Annotated in this window: 18 protein-coding genes; 12 read left to right on the top strand and 6 right to left on the bottom strand. The window is 45.7% G+C overall.

Annotated features, from left to right (window positions below; all coding sequences use genetic code 11):
- Nucleotides 1-63: 63 nt before the first annotated feature.
- Both thrS and QUB35_RS00630 read right to left on the bottom strand, forming a co-directional pair.
- Complete coding sequence (gene thrS / locus QUB35_RS00635; protein ID WP_333138380.1) at nucleotides 64-1,893, bottom strand: threonine--tRNA ligase; 1,830 nt, start codon at nucleotides 1,891-1,893, stop codon at nucleotides 64-66.
- Nucleotides 1,886-2,035, bottom strand: a complete 150-nt coding sequence (locus QUB35_RS00630; protein ID WP_333138378.1) for a hypothetical protein — start codon at nucleotides 2,033-2,035, stop codon at nucleotides 1,886-1,888. Before QUB35_RS00630 ends, thrS begins: the two co-directional genes overlap by 8 nt.
- Before the next feature lie 410 nt (nucleotides 2,036-2,445).
- On the opposite strand from QUB35_RS00630, the gene QUB35_RS00625 reads away from it, so the two are divergent.
- Together QUB35_RS00625 and QUB35_RS00620 are read left to right on the top strand one after the other, a co-directional pair.
- Nucleotides 2,446-2,775 carry a DUF2605 domain-containing protein gene (locus QUB35_RS00625; protein WP_333138376.1) on the top strand — a complete coding sequence of 110 codons (330 nt, stop codon included), beginning with the start codon at nucleotides 2,446-2,448 and terminating at the stop codon, nucleotides 2,773-2,775.
- A 607-nt stretch (nucleotides 2,776-3,382) separates the two neighbouring features.
- Entirely contained in the window at nucleotides 3,383-3,694 is a 312-nt protein-coding gene (locus QUB35_RS00620; RefSeq protein ID WP_333106625.1) for a DUF2973 domain-containing protein, read from the top strand.
- 47 nt (nucleotides 3,695-3,741) lie between these two features.
- Here QUB35_RS00620 and QUB35_RS00615 read toward each other — a convergent pair whose 3' ends face one another.
- A complete protein-coding gene (locus QUB35_RS00615; protein ID WP_333138374.1) occupies nucleotides 3,742-3,984 on the bottom strand; it encodes a hypothetical protein in 243 nt (80 codons plus the stop codon).
- 352 nt (nucleotides 3,985-4,336) lie between these two features.
- On the opposite strand from QUB35_RS00615, the gene QUB35_RS00610 reads away from it, so the two are divergent.
- The 10 genes from QUB35_RS00610 (at nucleotide 4,337) to QUB35_RS00565 (ending at nucleotide 14,746) form a co-directional block, all read left to right on the top strand.
- Nucleotides 4,337-5,611 (top strand): transposase, encoded by a 1,275-nt coding sequence (locus QUB35_RS00610; RefSeq protein ID WP_333138372.1) that lies wholly within the window; start codon nucleotides 4,337-4,339, stop codon nucleotides 5,609-5,611.
- 52 nt (nucleotides 5,612-5,663) lie between these two features.
- Nucleotides 5,664-7,652: a DICT sensory domain-containing protein gene (locus tag QUB35_RS00605; RefSeq protein WP_333138370.1), complete on the top strand. Its 1,989-nt coding sequence runs from the start codon at nucleotides 5,664-5,666 to the stop codon at nucleotides 7,650-7,652.
- 29 nt (nucleotides 7,653-7,681) lie between these two features.
- Nucleotides 7,682-7,921 (top strand): hypothetical protein, encoded by a 240-nt coding sequence (locus QUB35_RS00600; RefSeq protein ID WP_333138367.1) that lies wholly within the window; start codon nucleotides 7,682-7,684, stop codon nucleotides 7,919-7,921.
- 611 nt (nucleotides 7,922-8,532) lie between these two features.
- Nucleotides 8,533-9,033, top strand: a complete 501-nt coding sequence (locus QUB35_RS00595) for a peptidoglycan-binding protein (protein WP_333138365.1) — start codon at nucleotides 8,533-8,535, stop codon at nucleotides 9,031-9,033.
- Between the two features lie 299 nt (nucleotides 9,034-9,332).
- On the top strand, nucleotides 9,333-9,758 hold the full coding sequence (locus QUB35_RS00590; protein ID WP_333106609.1) for a photosystem I reaction center subunit II PsaD: 426 nt from the start codon (nucleotides 9,333-9,335) through the stop codon (nucleotides 9,756-9,758).
- Between the two features lie 162 nt (nucleotides 9,759-9,920).
- The gene (locus QUB35_RS00585) at nucleotides 9,921-10,781 is read left to right on the top strand and encodes a GNAT family N-acetyltransferase (protein ID WP_333138363.1); all 861 of its coding nucleotides are present in this window, start codon (nucleotides 9,921-9,923) and stop codon (nucleotides 10,779-10,781) included.
- 20 nt (nucleotides 10,782-10,801) lie between these two features.
- Nucleotides 10,802-12,415, top strand: coding sequence for an anthranilate synthase component I family protein (locus QUB35_RS00580; protein WP_333138361.1), 1,614 nt, complete (start codon nucleotides 10,802-10,804; stop codon nucleotides 12,413-12,415).
- A gap of 79 nt (nucleotides 12,416-12,494) precedes the next feature.
- Nucleotides 12,495-13,379 (top strand): PhzF family phenazine biosynthesis protein, encoded by an 885-nt coding sequence (locus QUB35_RS00575; RefSeq protein ID WP_333138359.1) that lies wholly within the window; start codon nucleotides 12,495-12,497, stop codon nucleotides 13,377-13,379.
- A 134-nt stretch (nucleotides 13,380-13,513) separates the two neighbouring features.
- A complete protein-coding gene (locus tag QUB35_RS00570) occupies nucleotides 13,514-14,152 on the top strand; it encodes a restriction endonuclease subunit R (protein WP_333106603.1) in 639 nt (212 codons plus the stop codon).
- Nucleotides 14,153-14,269: 117 nt separating this feature from the next.
- Nucleotides 14,270-14,746: a hypothetical protein gene (locus QUB35_RS00565; protein WP_333138356.1), complete on the top strand. Its 477-nt coding sequence runs from the start codon at nucleotides 14,270-14,272 to the stop codon at nucleotides 14,744-14,746.
- A gap of 17 nt (nucleotides 14,747-14,763) precedes the next feature.
- Here the strand turns inward: QUB35_RS00565 and QUB35_RS00560 are convergent, their stop codons facing one another.
- From QUB35_RS00560 to QUB35_RS00550, 3 genes are all read right to left on the bottom strand, one after another.
- Nucleotides 14,764-15,615, bottom strand: coding sequence for a hypothetical protein (locus QUB35_RS00560; protein ID WP_333138354.1), 852 nt, complete (start codon nucleotides 15,613-15,615; stop codon nucleotides 14,764-14,766).
- A gap of 469 nt (nucleotides 15,616-16,084) precedes the next feature.
- Entirely contained in the window at nucleotides 16,085-17,401 is a 1,317-nt protein-coding gene (locus tag QUB35_RS00555) for a homoserine dehydrogenase (protein ID WP_333138351.1), read from the bottom strand.
- A gap of 132 nt (nucleotides 17,402-17,533) precedes the next feature.
- Nucleotides 17,534-18,289, bottom strand: coding sequence for a Uma2 family endonuclease (locus QUB35_RS00550; RefSeq protein ID WP_333138349.1), 756 nt, complete (start codon nucleotides 18,287-18,289; stop codon nucleotides 17,534-17,536).
- Between the last annotated feature and the right edge of the window lie 60 nt (nucleotides 18,290-18,349).

The raw sequence follows: 18,349 nt of genomic DNA, 5'->3' as shown, positions 1-18,349 counted from the left end.
AAAACGCAGACAATATCAACATATCATCTGCGTTAATCCCCGTGCATCTGCGATTAAAATTCCCTAAAAATTGCCATAACTGCTAATAGCAGCCTGCAACCTCCCAATCACTTCATCAACCGAAATCGCCCCCAACTCCCCAGAAGCACGAGTCCGAATATTCAAACTATTCGCCTCAACTTCCTTCGCACCCACAACACCCATCACCGGAATTTTATCCTTCTCAGCATTGCGAATCAACTTGCCCAAACGCTCGCTATCCTCATCAGCTTCAGCGCGAATATTTAGCGCCTTCATCTTCGCCGCCACTTCCTTCGCAAACGGCAAAAACTCTGCGCTGACAGGCAACAACCGCACCTGAATCGGCGCCAACCACAGCGGAAAATCGCCCGCATACTGCTCGATCAAAATCCCGATCAAACGTTCCAAAGAACCGAAAGGAGCGCGGTGAATCATCACCGGACGCTTGCGAGTGCCGTCTTCAGCGACATATTCCAAATCAAAACGTTCTGGCAAATTATAATCTACCTGAACAGTTCCTAATTGCCATTCTCTATCCAAGACATCTTGGAAAATAAAATCGAGTTTCGGCCCGTAAAAAGCCGCCTCCCCAATTCCCTCAAAATAATTCATTCCCAAAGTTTCCACCGCGCGGCGGATTGCACCTTGAGCCTTTTCCCAAGCTTCATCGGAACCGATGTATTTCTCTAAATTGTTTGGATCGCGGAAACTCAAACGCGCCTTAAAGTTTTTCAGTTGGAGACTCTTGAAGACTGACAGAATCAAATCCACCACATTCAAGAATTCAGCATCCAACTGTTCCGGCGTAACAAATAAGTGGGAGTCATCCACCGTAAAGCCGCGCACCCGCGTTAAACCGCCCAATTCTCCCGATTGTTCGTAGCGGTAAACTGTGCCGAATTCCGCCAACCGCATCGGCAATTCGCGATAGGAACGCAATTCGCTTTTGTAAATTTGAATGTGAAAAGGGCAATTCATGGGTTTCATCACAAAACCCTGTTCGTTTGCTGCCGCTTCCTCATCCTCCGCCATCAGCGGAAACATATCTTCTTTGTATTTCTGCCAGTGTCCAGAAATTTTGAACAAATCGACTCTGGCAATGTGCGGAGTCACTACTTGCAAATAGCCGCGCTTGATTTGTTCTTGTTTCAAGTAATCTTCTAAAATACTTCTCAAAACAGTGCCTTTCGGCGTCCACAAAGGCAAACCCGGCCCAACTGGATCGGCAAAGATAAACAAGCCTAATTCTTTGCCTAATTTGCGGTGATCGCGCCTTAATGCTTCTTCTTTGCGGTGTTTGTATGCTGCTAATTGTTCGGGAGTTTCCCAAGCAGTGCCGTAAATGCGCTGTAACTGAGCTTTGGTTTCATCGCCGCGCCAGTACGCGCCTGCTAGGCTTTCTAGCTCGATCGCCTTTGGATTCAACTCACTGGTATTTTCTAAGTGAGGCCCGGCGCACAAATCCCACCATTCCTCGCCCACATGGTAAAGAGTAATTGGTTCGATCAAACCTTCTAAAATTTCTAATTTGTAAGGTTCGTTAATCTCCTTAATTCTGCGTTCGGCTTCCTCGCGGCTGACTTCTTCCCGAATTACAGGCAATTTACGGTTGATGATTTTGATCATCTCTTTTTTAATGGCTTTTAAATCCTGTTCCGTAAAAGGTTCGGGAGTGTCAAAGTCATAATAGAAACCGTTTTCAATCCAAGGGCCAATGGTCACTTGCGCCTTGGGAAATAACTTCTGCACCGCCATCGCCATAACGTGGGAGGTGGTGTGGCGAATTTTTTTTAGTGATTCCGACTCACTCGTGCGGGGCAACTCAATCTTAACGGACTCTTCTGGAGGGGACATGGATTCTGAGCTAGACATCGGCTGAATTAGCAATTAATTTAGTGGCAGTTGCTTCTATATTACTCAGATTGGGACAGCAAGCGCCGACTTCAGGTTGGGGGACACCCTGGGAAATTAGGTCATTCTGGGCATGGGGCATGGGGCATTGGGCATAGGGCATAGTTTTTTTCTTTCTTCTTCCTTTCATCCGTTACATCTCACATCTTGCACCATTGTCAAGAACAGGCTTTCCGGCCTGTTCCACAAAGAGTGAATTTTCTTGTGGAACAGGCCGAAAAGCCTGTTCCTAAAAAGCTTATTGAGAATGGTGCAACATCTCAGTTACATCCGTTACATCCGAAGAAAGCGAATCCCTTGCCGAACTTCCTTCTGCTATGAGCTATTGCTAGCGAGTCTGAGCCGATATTGCACAATTTGGGGATTTCGACTCAAAAATCGCTGCTGACACCATTAAATTTATTCACACCCACCTACTAATTGTTGTGAAACCCTTGAATTTTTGTTAAAATTATGTTACAATTTGTAAAGACCGTCTAAGACTATAATAGATAAATAACCCAATTTTGATCCATGCTTAATTCCAACTTGCCAGAGCCAGAATTGCTCAAAGCGTTACTGGAACCGCTCTTAGAGGATTTCACTTACTGGTTCGACCGATCGGCAAAACTCTTAGAAAGTGAGGAAATTCCCTTTCTGGGCGACGAAGATCAATCGGACTTGCTGGCGCGAGTCAAACAGGCTCAGCAAGAAGTAGGCGCGGCTAAAGCTCTATTTCAAGCAACCGGAGGTCAAGTTGGGATTGAAACAGCAGCACTGATGCCGTGGCACAGACTGCTCGCCGAATGCTGGCAAGTATCGGCGCGCTTTCGCTCATTGCAGTCAGCTCCCCCTGGAAAATAAGGAAGCGAGTTCAAGTTCAACTTGCAGTCAAATCCGCAATCTTGGGAAATGTGGCGGCTGACTTGACAACCTCAAACAGATTTCCAGTTAATAAGTTATCAGAAAATTGGGTTTAAAACCCCGTCCTTTTAGGAAGGCTTTATTTCCAAAAAGTTCTAAAAGTTTCCCAAATAGTACCCTATACTACAAAGAGATACAGGTAGAATAACCGCGAGCATCGAATGGATAACCAACCCCAAAATGACCCGCTTGAGAAACAATAATGTCTCGTGGGTGGCGAAAACCACAAAAACATAGCTAGGGTAGCCATCGCGCACCCATACCAGAAAACTCAAAATCTTAGTAGTTAGATGTACCGTAGGGCATACGGGAACAAAGGGAATGAGCCCTTAACGCTTGGGGAGACAAGCCCTCTGGGACTATTCAAATTAGGCTCGAAGCTTCGTTCAATTGGACGGGTTTTTGGTTTAAATATTGCCGAAGGGATGAATAGTTTAAAGGTATGTCAGTGAACCAAGAATCCCCGCGTTTACGGCCGGGAGTGTCAATACTTGCTGAAACACTTTTGTAAATTGCTGTGTGGCTGTTTAGCCCGGAGGAGAAGATAATGTTGCACCTGCTTTATATTTTAGCTTTTACCGTTCTTGCCTTTCTGGCAGTCGGTAACTTAATCCGCAGTCTAGTCACCGTTGGTATGGAATCCCAGCGCCCTCAACAGTTCAGGGCAAATAATCCCTACGCATCCTATCCTCGCTCTCAATCTGTACCACATCCAGAACTTTTAGACGAACACGGAAATGTTGTCAATGAGCCGCTGTTAGTGATGCGTTCGCTGACTGTCCAAGACGCCCGCGAACAATTAGATGCTCTCTACAAATCATCTCCGGGCGGCAGCGACGAAGGGGGCGAACTAGCCTGATACAACCACAGCCGCAGCATTTATACTCAGGCGCGATGGGGAGCATCTCATATTTGTAAAAATACTTCTTCTGGCTCCTTCCTTCTTGTGGCTCCTTCCTTCTTCCTCTTTCCTTCTGCCTCCTGCCTCCTGCCTCCTGCCTCAAAACTCCAATTTCTAGCTTGGCCGCAAAGGTGAGATGCTCCCGCGCGATGCCTCAAAAAAATATAGGACTTACACGCTAGGTGTCCGAAGCCCGGTTTATTCATAGATGGTGGGTAAAAACCGGGTTTCTTGGGATCAGTCGTCAAAATAATTGGTCGTTAGTTTTTAACGAATGGCTAATTATTTGCGCTTTTTTAAAGTTTAATTACCGATTAACCAGATCGATCGCCAAAAAGCGATAATTATGGCACTGATATCCAATAGAGCGAGGATAGTTTGACACTCAAGTACAGGGAAACTAGGAATCTTGGCGGGCACGGCGGAGCGAATTGGGGCGAACACCGGGATACTCCTGGAGAGCGAAACCGATTTCTTTGTACTTTACTTACCGAGAAAATGGGTTTAAAGCCCTGCCCTTCTAGGGCGGCTTTTTTCTTATCAATCGTGTTGTCCCTTTGTAACAGTATGGTACAATACTGAGACAAGGAGGTACTACAAGTGTTTTCTCTAACCTACGAGTTTAAGCTCAAACCTACCGTCAGCCAAGTTTCACTGTTTGAAGACTGGCTAGAACAGTGTCGGCGGGTGTATAACTACGCACTTGCTGAACGGAAGGCTTGGTATAAGTCTCGTAGTTGCCTGGTTAATGCTTGTTCCCTACATTCCGAGTACATTATTCCTGCTGATGCTAAGCGTCCTACTTATGCTTCTCAGTGCAAAAGTTTAACAGCAGCAAAAGAAAAAATCCCCGCTTTGAGGGTAGTTCAATCGCAAGTTCTACAACAAACACTTAAACGGTTAGAACAAGCTTTTGTTTCAATGTGGGAGAGAAACTTTGGCTTTCCTCGGTACAAGAAGCCTGGTCGCTGTAAATCTTTTGTTTTTCCACAACTGGGGAAATCGCCTTTGAAAAACGGCATGATTAACCTACCTAAAATAGGTTGGGTTAAGTTCCGACAATCAAGGGAGATACCTGGTGATGCCTTGGTGAAACAAGCTCGAATTGTTAAACGAGCTAGCGGTTGGTACGTGATGCTTAGTTTGCAATGGGGTGTATCTGTACCTCAAGCAACACCATCAGGAGAAGCAGTAGGAATCGACGTAGGATTAATCAGTTTTCTCGCTACATCATCTGGGCTAACACTACCAAGACCGAGGTTTTTTGTAGACCTTCAACGCAAGCTTAAATTGCTGCAACAAAGAGTCAACAGAAAGAAACTTGGGTCAAATAATTGGCGTAAAGCTCAAACGAAAGTGGCAAAACTCCATGAACATATAAGCAACACCCGCAAGAACTTTCATTGGCGTACTGCTCACTTGCTTTGCAATGAGGCAGGAATGATATTTGTTGAAGACTTAAATTGCAAAGCTCTAGCTGCGGGAATGTTAGCCAAGCACTGCCTAGATGCGGCTTGGGGACAATTCTTCAATATTCTGAAACAGTGTTGTTTTAAGCGTGGAGTCTTTTTCAGGGAAGTTGACTCTAGAAAAACAAGTCAAATTTGCCCTAACTGTGGAGTGGAGACAGGTAAAAAAGATTTGTCAGAACGTATCCACAAATGTAATAGCTGCGGGTATACAACTGATAGAGATGTTGCCGCAGCCCAAGTAGTTCTACGACGAGGACTTGCAGCGGTAGGACATACCGTCAAGATGCTTCCCGGAGGGCAAAGTCGTTGGACTCCCTACGAGTTAAGAATCTTCGCGCTTATAGGGCGGAGAGTGTCAACAAGTGCTGTAAATCTATCAGATACTGAAGAAGGAGCGCTCTAAAGCTCCTATCGCTCCTGTTTTGTCATCGGCAAAAATGCACGTTTAAAGCTAGATGATCGTCCCTATTTCGCTACTGGCAGAACTTCTGCAAGCTTTGCCCCAACTGCGGGCACAAATTTATTTCAAATCTTCCATGACAGCCCTGTCTCACGCTATGGAAGACTTAGTTTTGGCGGGTTCCGACGACGAACCCCTAGTCATTGCAAGCTTTCAGCGAGAGCGCTTCTACCGCCAGGAAGCTCACCGTTACCGGCGAATTGCCTCACGATCCTCTCAGGTATATGTGCTGGCAGCACCGGAAACTGAGTTTAAAAATTCTTCGGAGTGTCACGAAACTGTGGCGTTTGCACCGGAGGACGGATTAAGTAAAGAGTGGCACTTAGTGGTACTGGGGGAACACTACTCAACTTGCCTGATTTGTCAAGAAAAAATTGTGCCGATCGACAACCAGGACGATCGCGGGCCACTGGTGATGGATCAAGCTCGCAGATTTGAAGGAATTTGGACGTTCGATCGCGAGGTCAGCTCCAAAGCGGCCGCATTGTTGCTCGATAGAATTGTCAATTATCGCCCGGAATTGGCGGAAAAGATCGATCGAGCGCGAACTACTTACAAGCTCAAAACACCGAAAAAAACGAGGAAATCCGCCACTGCCAAAGCCGCCAAACCCGACAAAAGTACGGCAAAAAGCTCAAAAATTCCCCATCCAAAATTGAGCGATGCTTTTACCGAACGCTTAGTCACCTACTTGCAAGCAGGCCAGCACAAACTGCTCAAAGCATACGCCGCCATCGCCGCCCAGGAACGCAAAGAACGCCTGGTAAACTTAATTACAACGGCAATGCGGCAGTCTCTCAACCCACAAGAAATCGTCGAAGTTGCAGTTCAAGAACTGGGAACTGTCCTGTCAGCAAGCCGATGTTTGATTTATCGGTGCAAGACCGCAGATGTGGCGGTCAAAATCGATCGCGAGTTTTTGGCTCCCGGCGCTAGTTCCATGCTGGATCAGACTTGGCTGTTGCAGGAAAATCAAATATGGATTGAGGCGGTGGCGCGGCAAGAGCGAGTTTACATCCAAGACACATCACAACACCCCCTAATTGTCAATACAAAATTCCTGGAAAAAATTGTAAAAAATTGGCAAATTGTCTCTTGGTTAATGGTGCCAGTGCTTTATCATGGGCGGGTTTTGGGAATGGTGGAAATGCACCAGTGCCGATCGACTTTGGCTTGGGAAGAAGACGAAATTGCTTTAGTAGAGGCGATCGCCACCCAACTCGGAGCAGCATTAATTCAAGCAGAAACCTACGCTCATTTAGAAGAACTAAACCAACAATTAGAAGCATTAGACCGCACTCGCAGCAATCTAATTGCCATCACCGGACACGAACTTCGCACTCCACTTTCTACGATTCAAGTGTGTTTGGAAAGTTTGAACTCGGAACCAGATATGCCTGCAGAATTGCGGCAAATCATGTTAGAAACTGCCCTCGGCGATGCCGATCGAATGCGGAAACTCGTGCAGGATTTCTTAACTCTTTCTCACTTAGAAAGCGGGCGAGTCCAATGGAATGTAGAATCGCTGACGCTGCAAGAATGCGTGGATTTAGCCCTCAGCAGCGTGCGCTCGCGCACGGTCGATCGACAGTTACCGGAAATTATCGCCGAAGTGTCCGCAGAATTGCCTTTAGTGCAAGCTGACGGAGAGTGGTTGGTGGAGGTGCTCTCCAAACTGCTAGACAACGCTTGCAAATTCACCACACCTCAAGGAAGCGTGACCATAAGAGCCAAAAGCAACGGTTCTCGGATGGTGGAAGTGCTGGTAGCCGATACGGGGAGGGGAATAGAGGCGAACAGTTTAAAAGTAGTGTTCGATCGATTTTATCAAGAAGAAGGAGCTTTGCGCCGCAGCACCGGCGGTACCGGTTTGGGATTGGCAATTTGCAAACAGATTGTTGCCGGCTGGGGCGGTAAAATTTGGGTAGATTCCGCAGGAAAAGACCGAGGAAGTGAATTTCACTTTACTATTCCCACTGTTTAGACTCAATTGATACAGCGTATTCCAGGTTTATGAAGTACACACTCCTAACCGGGTTTCTTTACAGTTATCGCATCATTACTGATTCTGTTGCTCGAAACCCGGTCGATCGCGATCTACATTTACCTGGGGAATCTACTGTAAAAAACCGGGTTTGTGGGCGTCTGAGCGCGCAAGTATCGATCGAGTTATATCAAATCCGGCTGCGCTGGCATGATATCAAATCGGCTGCTAACAAATTTGATATGAGGGGCTATTTACGCCGGACTTGATATCAAATACTAATCTACAGTCGTCTTGAGACGACTTGAGCTATGAGGATCTTGTTTCAACCCCTGTCGGACTTAACGACTAATATTAATGCCGATTGCATCGGAATGATTTAACCACAGAGAACGCAGAGCTCGCAGAGAAAGAGAAGAGAGAGATGAATAATTCCGATGTAAACGGAAAGGATATCACCCTCAATCCTCACCCTGTGAGATCGGCCTTAAAGGTGATGTGGCGGGAGCGGTGTTCAGCTTTAAAATAGAAAGTATCAAAGCAGATTCAGGATGCGCTTACCGTCTTAAACCCGGTTTGGCGACAGAATACCTAGGGACGCTGCCGAAAATTAATAGCAGTTTAAAATAAGAATCCAACTGTAGGTAAGCTGCAAACCCCGATCGTAATCAGTCCTGCCGAATCTAAAATCTAAAATCTAAAATCTAAATTGGTATAAGTCTGCCCTGCACAAGCCGTGACATGGTAAAAGTCGATCGAATCTGTTGAGGCACTGCCGAGGCCAGTGTTGATTCGTGGAAAGTTGAAAATGCAAATGTTTGGCCCGGAAAAAGTTTTTTTCCAGAAGAATACTCAAACCTAGAGGTTAGCAAAATCGATTATGTCACCTACAACCCAGATGAAATCTACTCAACCTATGGCCAAACAGCCACAACTACAATTAGGTTCTCAAGGTAAAGCGGTATTGGAACTCGAACAACTGCTAACCAAGTTGCACCTTTACCGGCAGCCTGCTAAAGGAATTTTTAACAAAGCCGTTGAATTTTCTGTGAAGCTGTTTCAGTTTCGGGTTTTCTTGTCGCCCGACGGCATTGTCGGGCCACTGACTTGGCAGGCGCTTTATACTGGAGCTCCAGTTAATATGCCGGTACTCAGATTGGGCAGTTCTGGGCAAGCAGTCGCTACTGTTCAGGAAGTTCTCAAAATTTCCCAGCATTATGGCGGTAAAGTTGACGGCGACTTGTCTACTTTGACGGACAAAGCTGTTCGCGCATTTCAAAAAAGCTTTGGGATTGAGGCTGACGGGATTGTCAATCAGGAAACTTGGACTGCTTTGAGCCAAATTCCGCGCGGCTATGACCCTAATTCGTTCTTGACTTAGGGTTGACGCGGTAAATTGTGCGATCGTGTGTGGGGGTAATTTGGGGGAATGTGCGATTATTCAGGTGCCCCACAAGCACCAGAATAATTGCTGTTTTTTTTTGATTATTTTTTCGGAATTCGTGCTGCCTAATTTTGTTTTCTAACTTGGGTGGAAATTACCAATTATGAATTATTAATTACTAATTATCAGTTATCAGAAAAGATCGATCGCCAAAAAACTGTTAATTTTCCTTACAATTTCGAGAACAGCGTGCAGTCTCGATGATACGATGCCGTAAAAATCCTTTGGATATATCTATGGCCGAACAACTTACTGGACAACCCCCAATCTTCGGCGGCAGCACAGGCGGCTTGCTGACCAAGGCGCTAGTTGAAGAGAAGTACGCTATCACTTGGACTAGCCCCAAGGAGCAGGTGTTTGAAATGCCTACGGGTGGCGCTGCGATTATGCGTCAAGGCGACAACTTGCTGCATCTGCCCCGGAAGGAGCAGTGCATCGCTTTGGGCGGCCAGCAACTGCGGGCTAAATTCAAAATCACGAACTACAAAATTTACCGCGTGTTTCCAGACGGTACTACTGAGTACCTGCATCCCAAGGATGGCGTGTTCCCTGAGAAGGTGAACGAAGGTCGTCCCTACAACGGTAAGATTGACCGCAATATTGGCAGCAATCCAAATCCGGCTACGCTCAAGTTCACAGGTAAGAAGACTTTCGATCCTTAGACGATGAGTGCATGGCTGAGCAAAACATAGGTAATATTCCCTGTAAGGCTCAGCTTGTAAACTTGTTTTTGCAGTAGTATTCTGGCGCGGGAGGCTAAGCCCGCAGCGCCAAAATACTACTGCAAACTTCTAATCTTATTAAAAGTTAATGTTAAATTAAAAATGAATCTCGCAATCAGGCGAGCGCAGCCTTCTGATATCGATGTTTGCGCTCGCATTAATTATGAAGCTTTTAAATGTATTTCCGATCGCCATCAATTCCCTACAGATTTTCCGACGCTGGAGTTTTCAACTGAAATTATTGGTCTTCGGATCGAAAGTCCGTTGTTTTTTGGCATAGTAGCCGAGAGTTCCGGTGCGGTTGTCGGCTGCGGGTTTATGGACGAACGCAACCCGATTCGCGGTATCGGGCCCGTCAGTGTCGATCGAACTTTTCAAGGTCGCGGCACGGGACGGGAAATCCTGAAAGCTTTGCTGGAACGGGGACAGGACGCTGTGGGCATCCGTTTGGTTCAGGAATCTTTTAATATGGCCTCGCTGTCGCTGTACGCTTCTTTGGGTTTTGAGGTGAAGGAACCTTTCGTGTTAATGGCAGGGAAGTTTCGCAGCCAGCCTCCGCATGGGTTTGAGGTGCGCCCGATGGCTAGTGAGGATGTTGGTGAATGTGCTGCTTTGTGCGAAAAACTGTGCGGGTGCGATCGAACTTCGGAGATTGAAGACGCCCTGACTTTCTTTTCTCCTTGGGTTGCTTGCAAACAAGGTCGGATTGTGGCTTATACTTGTGCGGTGTCGGCTTTGAGCCACAGCGTCGCGGAAACTGAAGCCGATATGCAGGCTTTGCTCTTGGGGGCTGCTGCGTACAATTCCGAAGAATTGCTTTCTTTTCACTTGCCGCTGAGGTACCCAAGTTTGTTTCGCTGGTGCTTGGAAGAGGGGCTGCGCGCCCTCAAGCCGATGGCGGTGATGGCAGTTGGCGAGTATCGGTCGCCGGAGGGATGTTGGTTTCCGTCTTTTGTTTATTGATTGTATAGCGAAGTTAGTATATGATATTTCCCGATTTCTCACAATTTTCGGAACTGGCGAAACAAGGCAATTTTGTACCCGTGTATCAAGAATGGGTTGCTGATTTGGATACGCCGGTGTCTGCGTGGTATCGGGTTTGTGCGGGTCAACCTTACAGTTTTCTGCTGGAGTCTGTCGAAGGTGGGGAAAAACTTGGGCGTTATAGTTTCTTAGGGTGCGATCCGTTGTGGATTTTGGAGGCAAGGGGATCTCGCACAACTCAAGTTTACCGTGACGGTTCCGAAAAAGTATTTACGGGCGATCCGTTTGTAGCTTTAACTGAATGTTTGGAGTCTTATCAACCGGTGAAATTGCCGCAGTTGCCGCCGGGAATTGGCGGGCTATTCGGTTTTTGGGGTTACGAGTTAATTAAGTGGATAGAACCGCGAGTTCCCGTGCATCCAGCCAGTGAGAATGATTTGCCGGATGGATTGTGGATGCAGGTGGATAATTTGCTGATTTTCGACCAGGTGAAGCGGAAAATTTGGGTCGTCGCCTATGCGGATTTGCGCGAGGTTGGCGTTGATTTGGCCGATGCTTATCAGCAAGCGTGCGATCGCGTTGGTAAGTTAGTTGAGAAGCTGCAATCGCCACTTTCCAGGCAATCTACTCTCATAGAATGGACACCTCCCAATAACGGGCAAGATGCCCGTTCCACAAGAGATAAGGACGGGCAAGATGCCCGTTCCACAAGAGATAAGGACGGGCAAGATGCCCGTTCCACAACCGGAAATACAGAATTGGCTTACACTAGCAATATTACCCGTGAAAAGTATTGTGCCAATGTCTTAAAGGCGAAGGATTATATCAAAGCCGGAGATATTTTTCAAGTAGTTATTTCGCAGCGACTAGAGGCTGAATACAGTGGCGATTCTTTTGCACTTTACCGCTCTTTGCGTCTCATAAATCCTTCTCCGTACATGGCTTATTTTCATTTCAGAGATTGGCAGATTATCGGTTCGAGTCCCGAAATTATGGTGAAGGCGGAAAACACTGCTGATGGCAAAAAGATAGCAACTTTGCGACCGATTGCCGGCACTCGCCGCCGGGGTAAAACTCCTCAAGAAGATGATGCTTTGGCTGCTGAATTGCTGCAAGATCCGAAGGAAATTGCGGAACACGTCATGTTAGTTGATTTGGGTAGGAACGATTTAGGAAGAGTTTGCCGAAACGGTACTGTAAAAGTTGACGAGTTAATGGAAATTGAGCGTTATTCTCACGTCATGCACATTGTGAGCAATGTGGTGGGAGAATTGGCCCAGGATAAGACAGCTTGGGATTTGTTGAAAGCTGGTTTTCCTGCGGGTACGGTTAGCGGTGCTCCGAAGATTCGGGCGATGGAGATTGTGCACGAGTTGGAAGGTTGTCGCCGGGGGCCGTATTCAGGGGTTTACGGGTATTATGATTTTGAGGGACAGTTGAATAGTGCGATCGCGATTCGGACTATGGTTGTTCGCTCTCAAGGAGGCGATAAACATTCGGTTTCTGTGCAAGCAGGTGCTGGTTTGGTAGCTGATTCTAACCCGGATATGGAGTACGAAGAAACGCTGAATAAAGCCAGGGGAATGTTGGAGGCAATTCGCTGTTTGAAGTAGCGAGGCGGAGCCTCTGGATCTCTGTTACCAGGCAGAGCCTGGTAACAAGAAACACAAACTACTGTTGAACGAGGGAAATGTGAATTTTTATATAGTTGACGTGTTTGCGGAGTCAAAATATGCTGGCAATCAACTAGCTGTATTTTGCGGTGCAGGAGTTGCCGAACTATCTGAGGCTCAAATGCTACAGATAGCGAGGGAAATCAATTATTCAGAAACTACGTTTATTCGATCGCCCGATCCGCGAGATGGCGGCTATGACGTGCGGATATTCACGCCCAAGAAGGAATTGCCCTTTGCCGGTCATCCGACTTTGGGCACTGCGTTTGTGTTGCAGCAAGAGATTATTCGCGAAAAGGTCGATCGAGTAATTCTCAATTTAGCCGTCGGTCAAATTCCCGTTACTTTTAATTATCACAATGAAGCGGCAGATATTTTGTGGATGCGACAAAACCCGCCTAGTTTTGGTCAAGTTTTATCAGCCGCAAGTCTGGCAAATGTTCTGAATTTAGAACCCGATGAAATTGATTTGAGATTCCCAATTCAAGAAGTTTCGACCGGAGTGCCGTTTATAATTGTCCCATTAAAAACTCTCGCATCGCTCAAAAAAGCTCAAGTCAACTTAGATAAATATTTTGAGCTAGTTGATACAATGGAAGCTAAAGAAATTTTGATATTTTGCCCAGAAACTTACAGCGACCTTAATGATTTAAGCGTGCGAGTTTTTGCCCATTCATTAGGAATTCCCGAAGATCCGGCGACTGGCAGTGCTAACGGCTGTTTGGCTGGATATTTGGTAGAACATGATTATTATGGGGAAACAAAGATTGATGTGAGAGTTGAGCAGGGTTATGAAATCGATCGACCTTCTTTGCTGTTGTTACAATCCGCCAAAAATGAAGGGGAAATAGCAGTTTTGGTGGGTGGTAAGGTGGTGATGGTTGCTAAGGGAGAATTTGTGTAAATATTTAAGGGATTTTTTTTTACCGCAGATGCACGCAGATATGTACAGCCCGGTTGAAATTAGATTTTGGCGATCGAGGAAATGAATTGTATGTTGTATAATGTAGTTAAGATTAGGAATAATCATCAAAAACTATGACGGCAACAATCCAAGCTAGAGAAGTTACTCTCTCCTACTTAAGGGAAAAATTTAATATCCAACTCGTTGATGACGACCAATTTTTTCGTGAATGGATTGACGAATTACCCGAAATCAGCGAATTTGAAAAACAATTTCTCGATCAAGTGAAAGCTAGCTATTTCAACTTAGTCGAGTATCCTCCAATGCTAGAAACTACCGTCAAAATGGTGGTCTTATCTCCCTTGCTACATTTTGCAGGTTTCTATTTACCTCCCTTTCATATCAAAGCTGAACCTGAAGTAGAAATTTTCTTTGAAGACGAAGACGAGACAATTATCAGAGGTAGGATGGATGTCCTGGTTTTAAAACAGCAGTTTTGGGTAATGGTTATCGAGTCAAAAAGCGCTCAAATTTCCATAGAAACAGGATTAGCGCAAATATTAGCTTATCTGCTGGCTAATCCTAATCCTAGCATGGCGTCCTTTGGAATGCTAAGCAACGGCAGGAATTTTCAGTTCATTAAAATGACGTATCAAGGTACACCGCAGTACGGTTTATCTAATTCCTTTGATTTGCGCGATCGAGGGAATGAATTGTACAATGTACTCAAAATTATGAAGCGAATCGCTCAAATTGTGAAATATTACACATAAAAAAGGATTAATTCACATGGTAAGTTCAGTAAATCCTAGAATTGTATGAGGTAGCTCATATTCATTGATTCGCGTGATTGTTAGGCTGAAAAAGTCATCAATACCAGAGACTTTCCAATGCTGCAAACATTTTCGCGGACTTTAAATGTATCCCCTGACGCTTCTGAAGCCCTGCTTTCACTGCCATTAACCAGCTTGCTCGCTTCACCGGAATTTAATCAATTATTCGCAAGTCTCGATACTGCTTTACTCAAAGAAACTTTGCCAACGGCTGGAACTGTTTTAGCTCAAAAGCTGCCACCTTTTTACGACTGGTTGCAAACAGAACTAGGAATTAAAAACGTCCCTGAGAGTCCCGATCATACTACGAAATGGGTAGTCGGTTTTTTGAAGAATCAAGAAAGTTTAACTCGTTTAGTTGAATTGCACAAATCAATTCCCAGACAGGCATTAGAACGAGCGATTCCTCGTTTAGTTAGCGCCTTTGATGAGGTTCAACCCACCGCTGTAAAGGAAGAATGGGAAAAAGCGATCGCAGCACTTTGTCTGGTTCTCGCCGTCGCAGCACGGGAAAATCAGCCATCTGCGGCCTGAAGCCATTCTGTCTGAGTTTAAACAAAGCGCTTTTTTCGGAAAATTTGCAATTGAGTGCGATCGATCTCAACGACTACTGGCCGCCGTTTGTTGAGGACGATCGCATTGTGTCTGTTTAGCAAAAGCCACTGAGCCAATATTGCCACAATCGCGCGCCTTTTGAGAAACTTGCCTTCAAAACGCGCCATTCGGACGATCGCCTCTTCGATTTTATAACAACAGTTGTTACCCTTCTGGGAAATGACAAAAATCGTTCCCGGTATGTAATCGCCTTCATTTGCCCAGAAAGCATACCTTTCGCCTAAAGTAAAGTAGTGAAAAACATTGTTAGCGGTGGAAGTTTTAGCTAACTTTTCCGAAACGCCCAAAGAATTAAAAATTACAGTGGATCTAATATAATCCGGGTATTTTGCGGCTATTTGCTGACCAACTTTGCCGCCCAAACTTTCTCCGATAACATCTGGCGGATTCCCGCTGTGAAATTGCTGCTTTATCCAATCAATAGCACCCACAGTTTGCGCCGATTTTAACTGGCGTTCTAGTTTTGCCATAAATACATCGGGCGTATCTTCCAAAACGCGCTCGAAAGGATACCAAGAACCGTAGCCGCGAATCACGAAAACAGGCGGATTATTGCCAGAAATGGGGAGGCGACTTTCAGCATAAAAACCAGTGCGAGAGTCTTCAAAAACTTTTTTTATGATATAATTTCCATCAATAACTTGCCCTTCTTCGTGCCGAATGTAGATTGAAGGATTATTGGGTTTAAAAGTATCGTGCAGTTGGGGTTTGGCAAACTTTTCATACAGGGAATCTAGCAAGTGCCTTCCCGTTTGGCGATCGACAAAATCTGATTTTGTTATTTTCATCCCAAATCTCATTTTTAACTGCTTGTGGGGGGAAAACGCGGTATTTTTGCAAAATACCTTTACCCAGATTTGGTAGGGGCGGGTTCACCAACCATATCTAACGATTACCGACAATCTAGATAAACCCGCCCCCCACCACCGATAACCTACGTCAACCCGAAATTTGCATCGCATCGGAAAATGTACATGATGATTTATGGTTCGGTTCGGGCGGGTTTTCGAGATTGTTTGTTTCAGGCAATTATTGTTTGTAAAACCCGCCCCTACAAGCACCCGGTACATGATGATTTATGGTTCGGTTCGGGCGGGTTTTATGGATTGTCAATTATTGGCAAATATTGTCGGTGAAACCCGCCCCTACCAAATCCGCCAAATGTACATCGGATTTATCGTTGGGCGAGGGCGGGTTTTATAGATTGTCAATTATTGGCAAATAGTGTAGGTAAAACCCGCCCCTATCAAATCACTTTTACAAAACTCGCAACGTGCTAGCAACACTATCGACTGCTTCCATCGCGCGAATTTCATCGAGTGCTTGTTGAAAATTCCCTTCCCTAACATCGTGAGTCACGACGACAATTTCTGCTAAATCGCCGTGAATTCCCGTCTGCACAACTGATTCCAAACTAACTTTGTGATTGCCGAAACAAGTGCCGAGTTGGCCAATTACCCCCGGAGTATCGCGCGTCAGAAAACGGGCGTAAAAGCGAGTAACAAGTTCCTGCATCGGAGCAATTTTGCAGTAGTGTTGGTGACTGCAACTCAGCAAAGGATGGGGAATCGGAACAGTTTCGGTTTTCAGGATAGCCGCGACATTCATGATGTCTGATACTACGGCGCTAGCTGTTGGGCCCGCACCGGCGCCGCGCCCGTACAGCATCAATTGCCCGATCGGCTCTCCTTCGACTAAAATTGCATTGTAAACCCCGTTGACACTAGCCAGCGGATGAGTTTTCGGCACAAAACTAGGATGCACTCGAATTGACAGCAGTTCGCTTTCTGCCTCAGCTTGCTTGCCATTGTAGCGGGAGGTTTCTTGAGCAATAGCCAACAATTTAATCACAAATCCCAGCTTGTCGGCGTAGTCAATATCAGCCGCACTAACTTTTCTGATACCTTCGCAATGAACATCTGCTAATTTGATGCGTCCGCCAAAAGCTAGCGAGGCTAAAATAGCAATTTTATCGGCCGCATCTAATCCATCTACATCTGCTGTGGGGTCAGCTTCAGCATAACCTAATTGCTGAGCGTCGGCGAGCACTTCAGCAAAGTCTGCGCCTTCTGTTTGCATCCGCGTCAGGATGTAATTAGTTGTGCCGTTGACAATGCCGGTGACAGTTTGAATGCGGTTTGCACCTAAAGATTGTTTGAGGGTTTGAATGACTGGAATGCCGCCGCCGACAGCAGCTTCTAGCATTACGTAAACGCCTTTATTGTTGGCGGCCTCGAAGATTTCATTACCGTAGCGGGCGATAACTGCTTTGTTGGCAGTGACGACGTGCTTGCCGCTGGCAATAGCTTGCAGAATGAGCGATCGCGCCGGTTCCAATCCGCCAATCAGTTCTACTACAATATCAATTTCAGGGTCAGTTGCGATCGCTTCTAGGTCAGTTGTCAGCACATTTTCTGGCAATTGTAAAGACCGAGTTCGAGAAATATCGCGCACTCCCACCCGATAGATTTCCAATTCCTGCAACAGCGGATGGCGGCCATCTGGGGAGAGCAAAATCTCTGCTGTTCCCGCGCCAACTGTACCCAAACCTAACAAACCAATTTTGAAAGCCACGACTTTGACCCGTAGAAACTCAATTAACCTACAATCATTGTATGCTAATCAAGCAATTTGTCATTTAAGTAAGCTCAATATCCAGATCCCCGACTTCTTTAATAAGTCGGGGATCTAATTTGAGATGACAATTCACAGTTCTGAATCCATGTCTACTCCCATTTCTCGGAGTCGCTGGGCCAATCTTTCGGCCCGCTGGCGTTCTGCATTAACTTGCTGTTCTAGCTGCCGATTTTGCTGTTCTAGTTCCTGATTTTGCTGTTCTAGCTGCTGTCGCTGTGCTTCTTCTTCTCGAATTAAATCTTCTACTAGCGGCGGACATAGCACTTGATTAACCGATAAAATAAATTCAGCGAACTGTACAGAGTGAACTTGCTGTCCAGGCAAAAATTCCTGGTGAGAGTAACTGCCTTCATTTTCTGGACGGCTACACACTCGTATTTTCGGTTGATTGGCGTCTACAATCCAATATTCAGGGATATCAATTAAGTCATATTCTGCCCGTTTGCGAATGTAGTCGTCCCGCCAATTTTGACTGGTAACTTCGATAACTAACAGCGGTTTTTCTTCAAAATCTAGCACTGCGGAACCAGGTTGCGCGCAGACTTGTTCCCACAGACTCTGAGTGCAAATCACCACATCAGGAATGCGAGAAGAGTTTTCCTCAGTTCGGACTGCGGTAGTCACAATTGCAACTATCGGTAGGTTGTGTGCTGCAAAGAAGCGCCGGAACTGATAAACTAAAAATTCACAAATTTTGATATGTATTGCTGTAGGTGTTGGCATTTCGATTAGATTGCCCCGATATAATTCATAACAAACACCTGATTCTCCCTGATAGTTCAGATATTCTTCAAAGGTGAGTTTTTGGGTAGAAGTTATAACCATGTCAGTTATCTCCCTTTTTCGGTGAGCTTACTGTATATTTTACACTTGTATTGGGTGAAC

The sequence above is a fragment of the Microcoleus sp. B13-B6 genome (assembly GCF_036705405.1).
Lineage (GTDB): Bacteria > Cyanobacteriota > Cyanobacteriia > Cyanobacteriales > Microcoleaceae > Microcoleus.
This window is presented reverse-complemented; position numbering and strand designations above follow the sequence as displayed.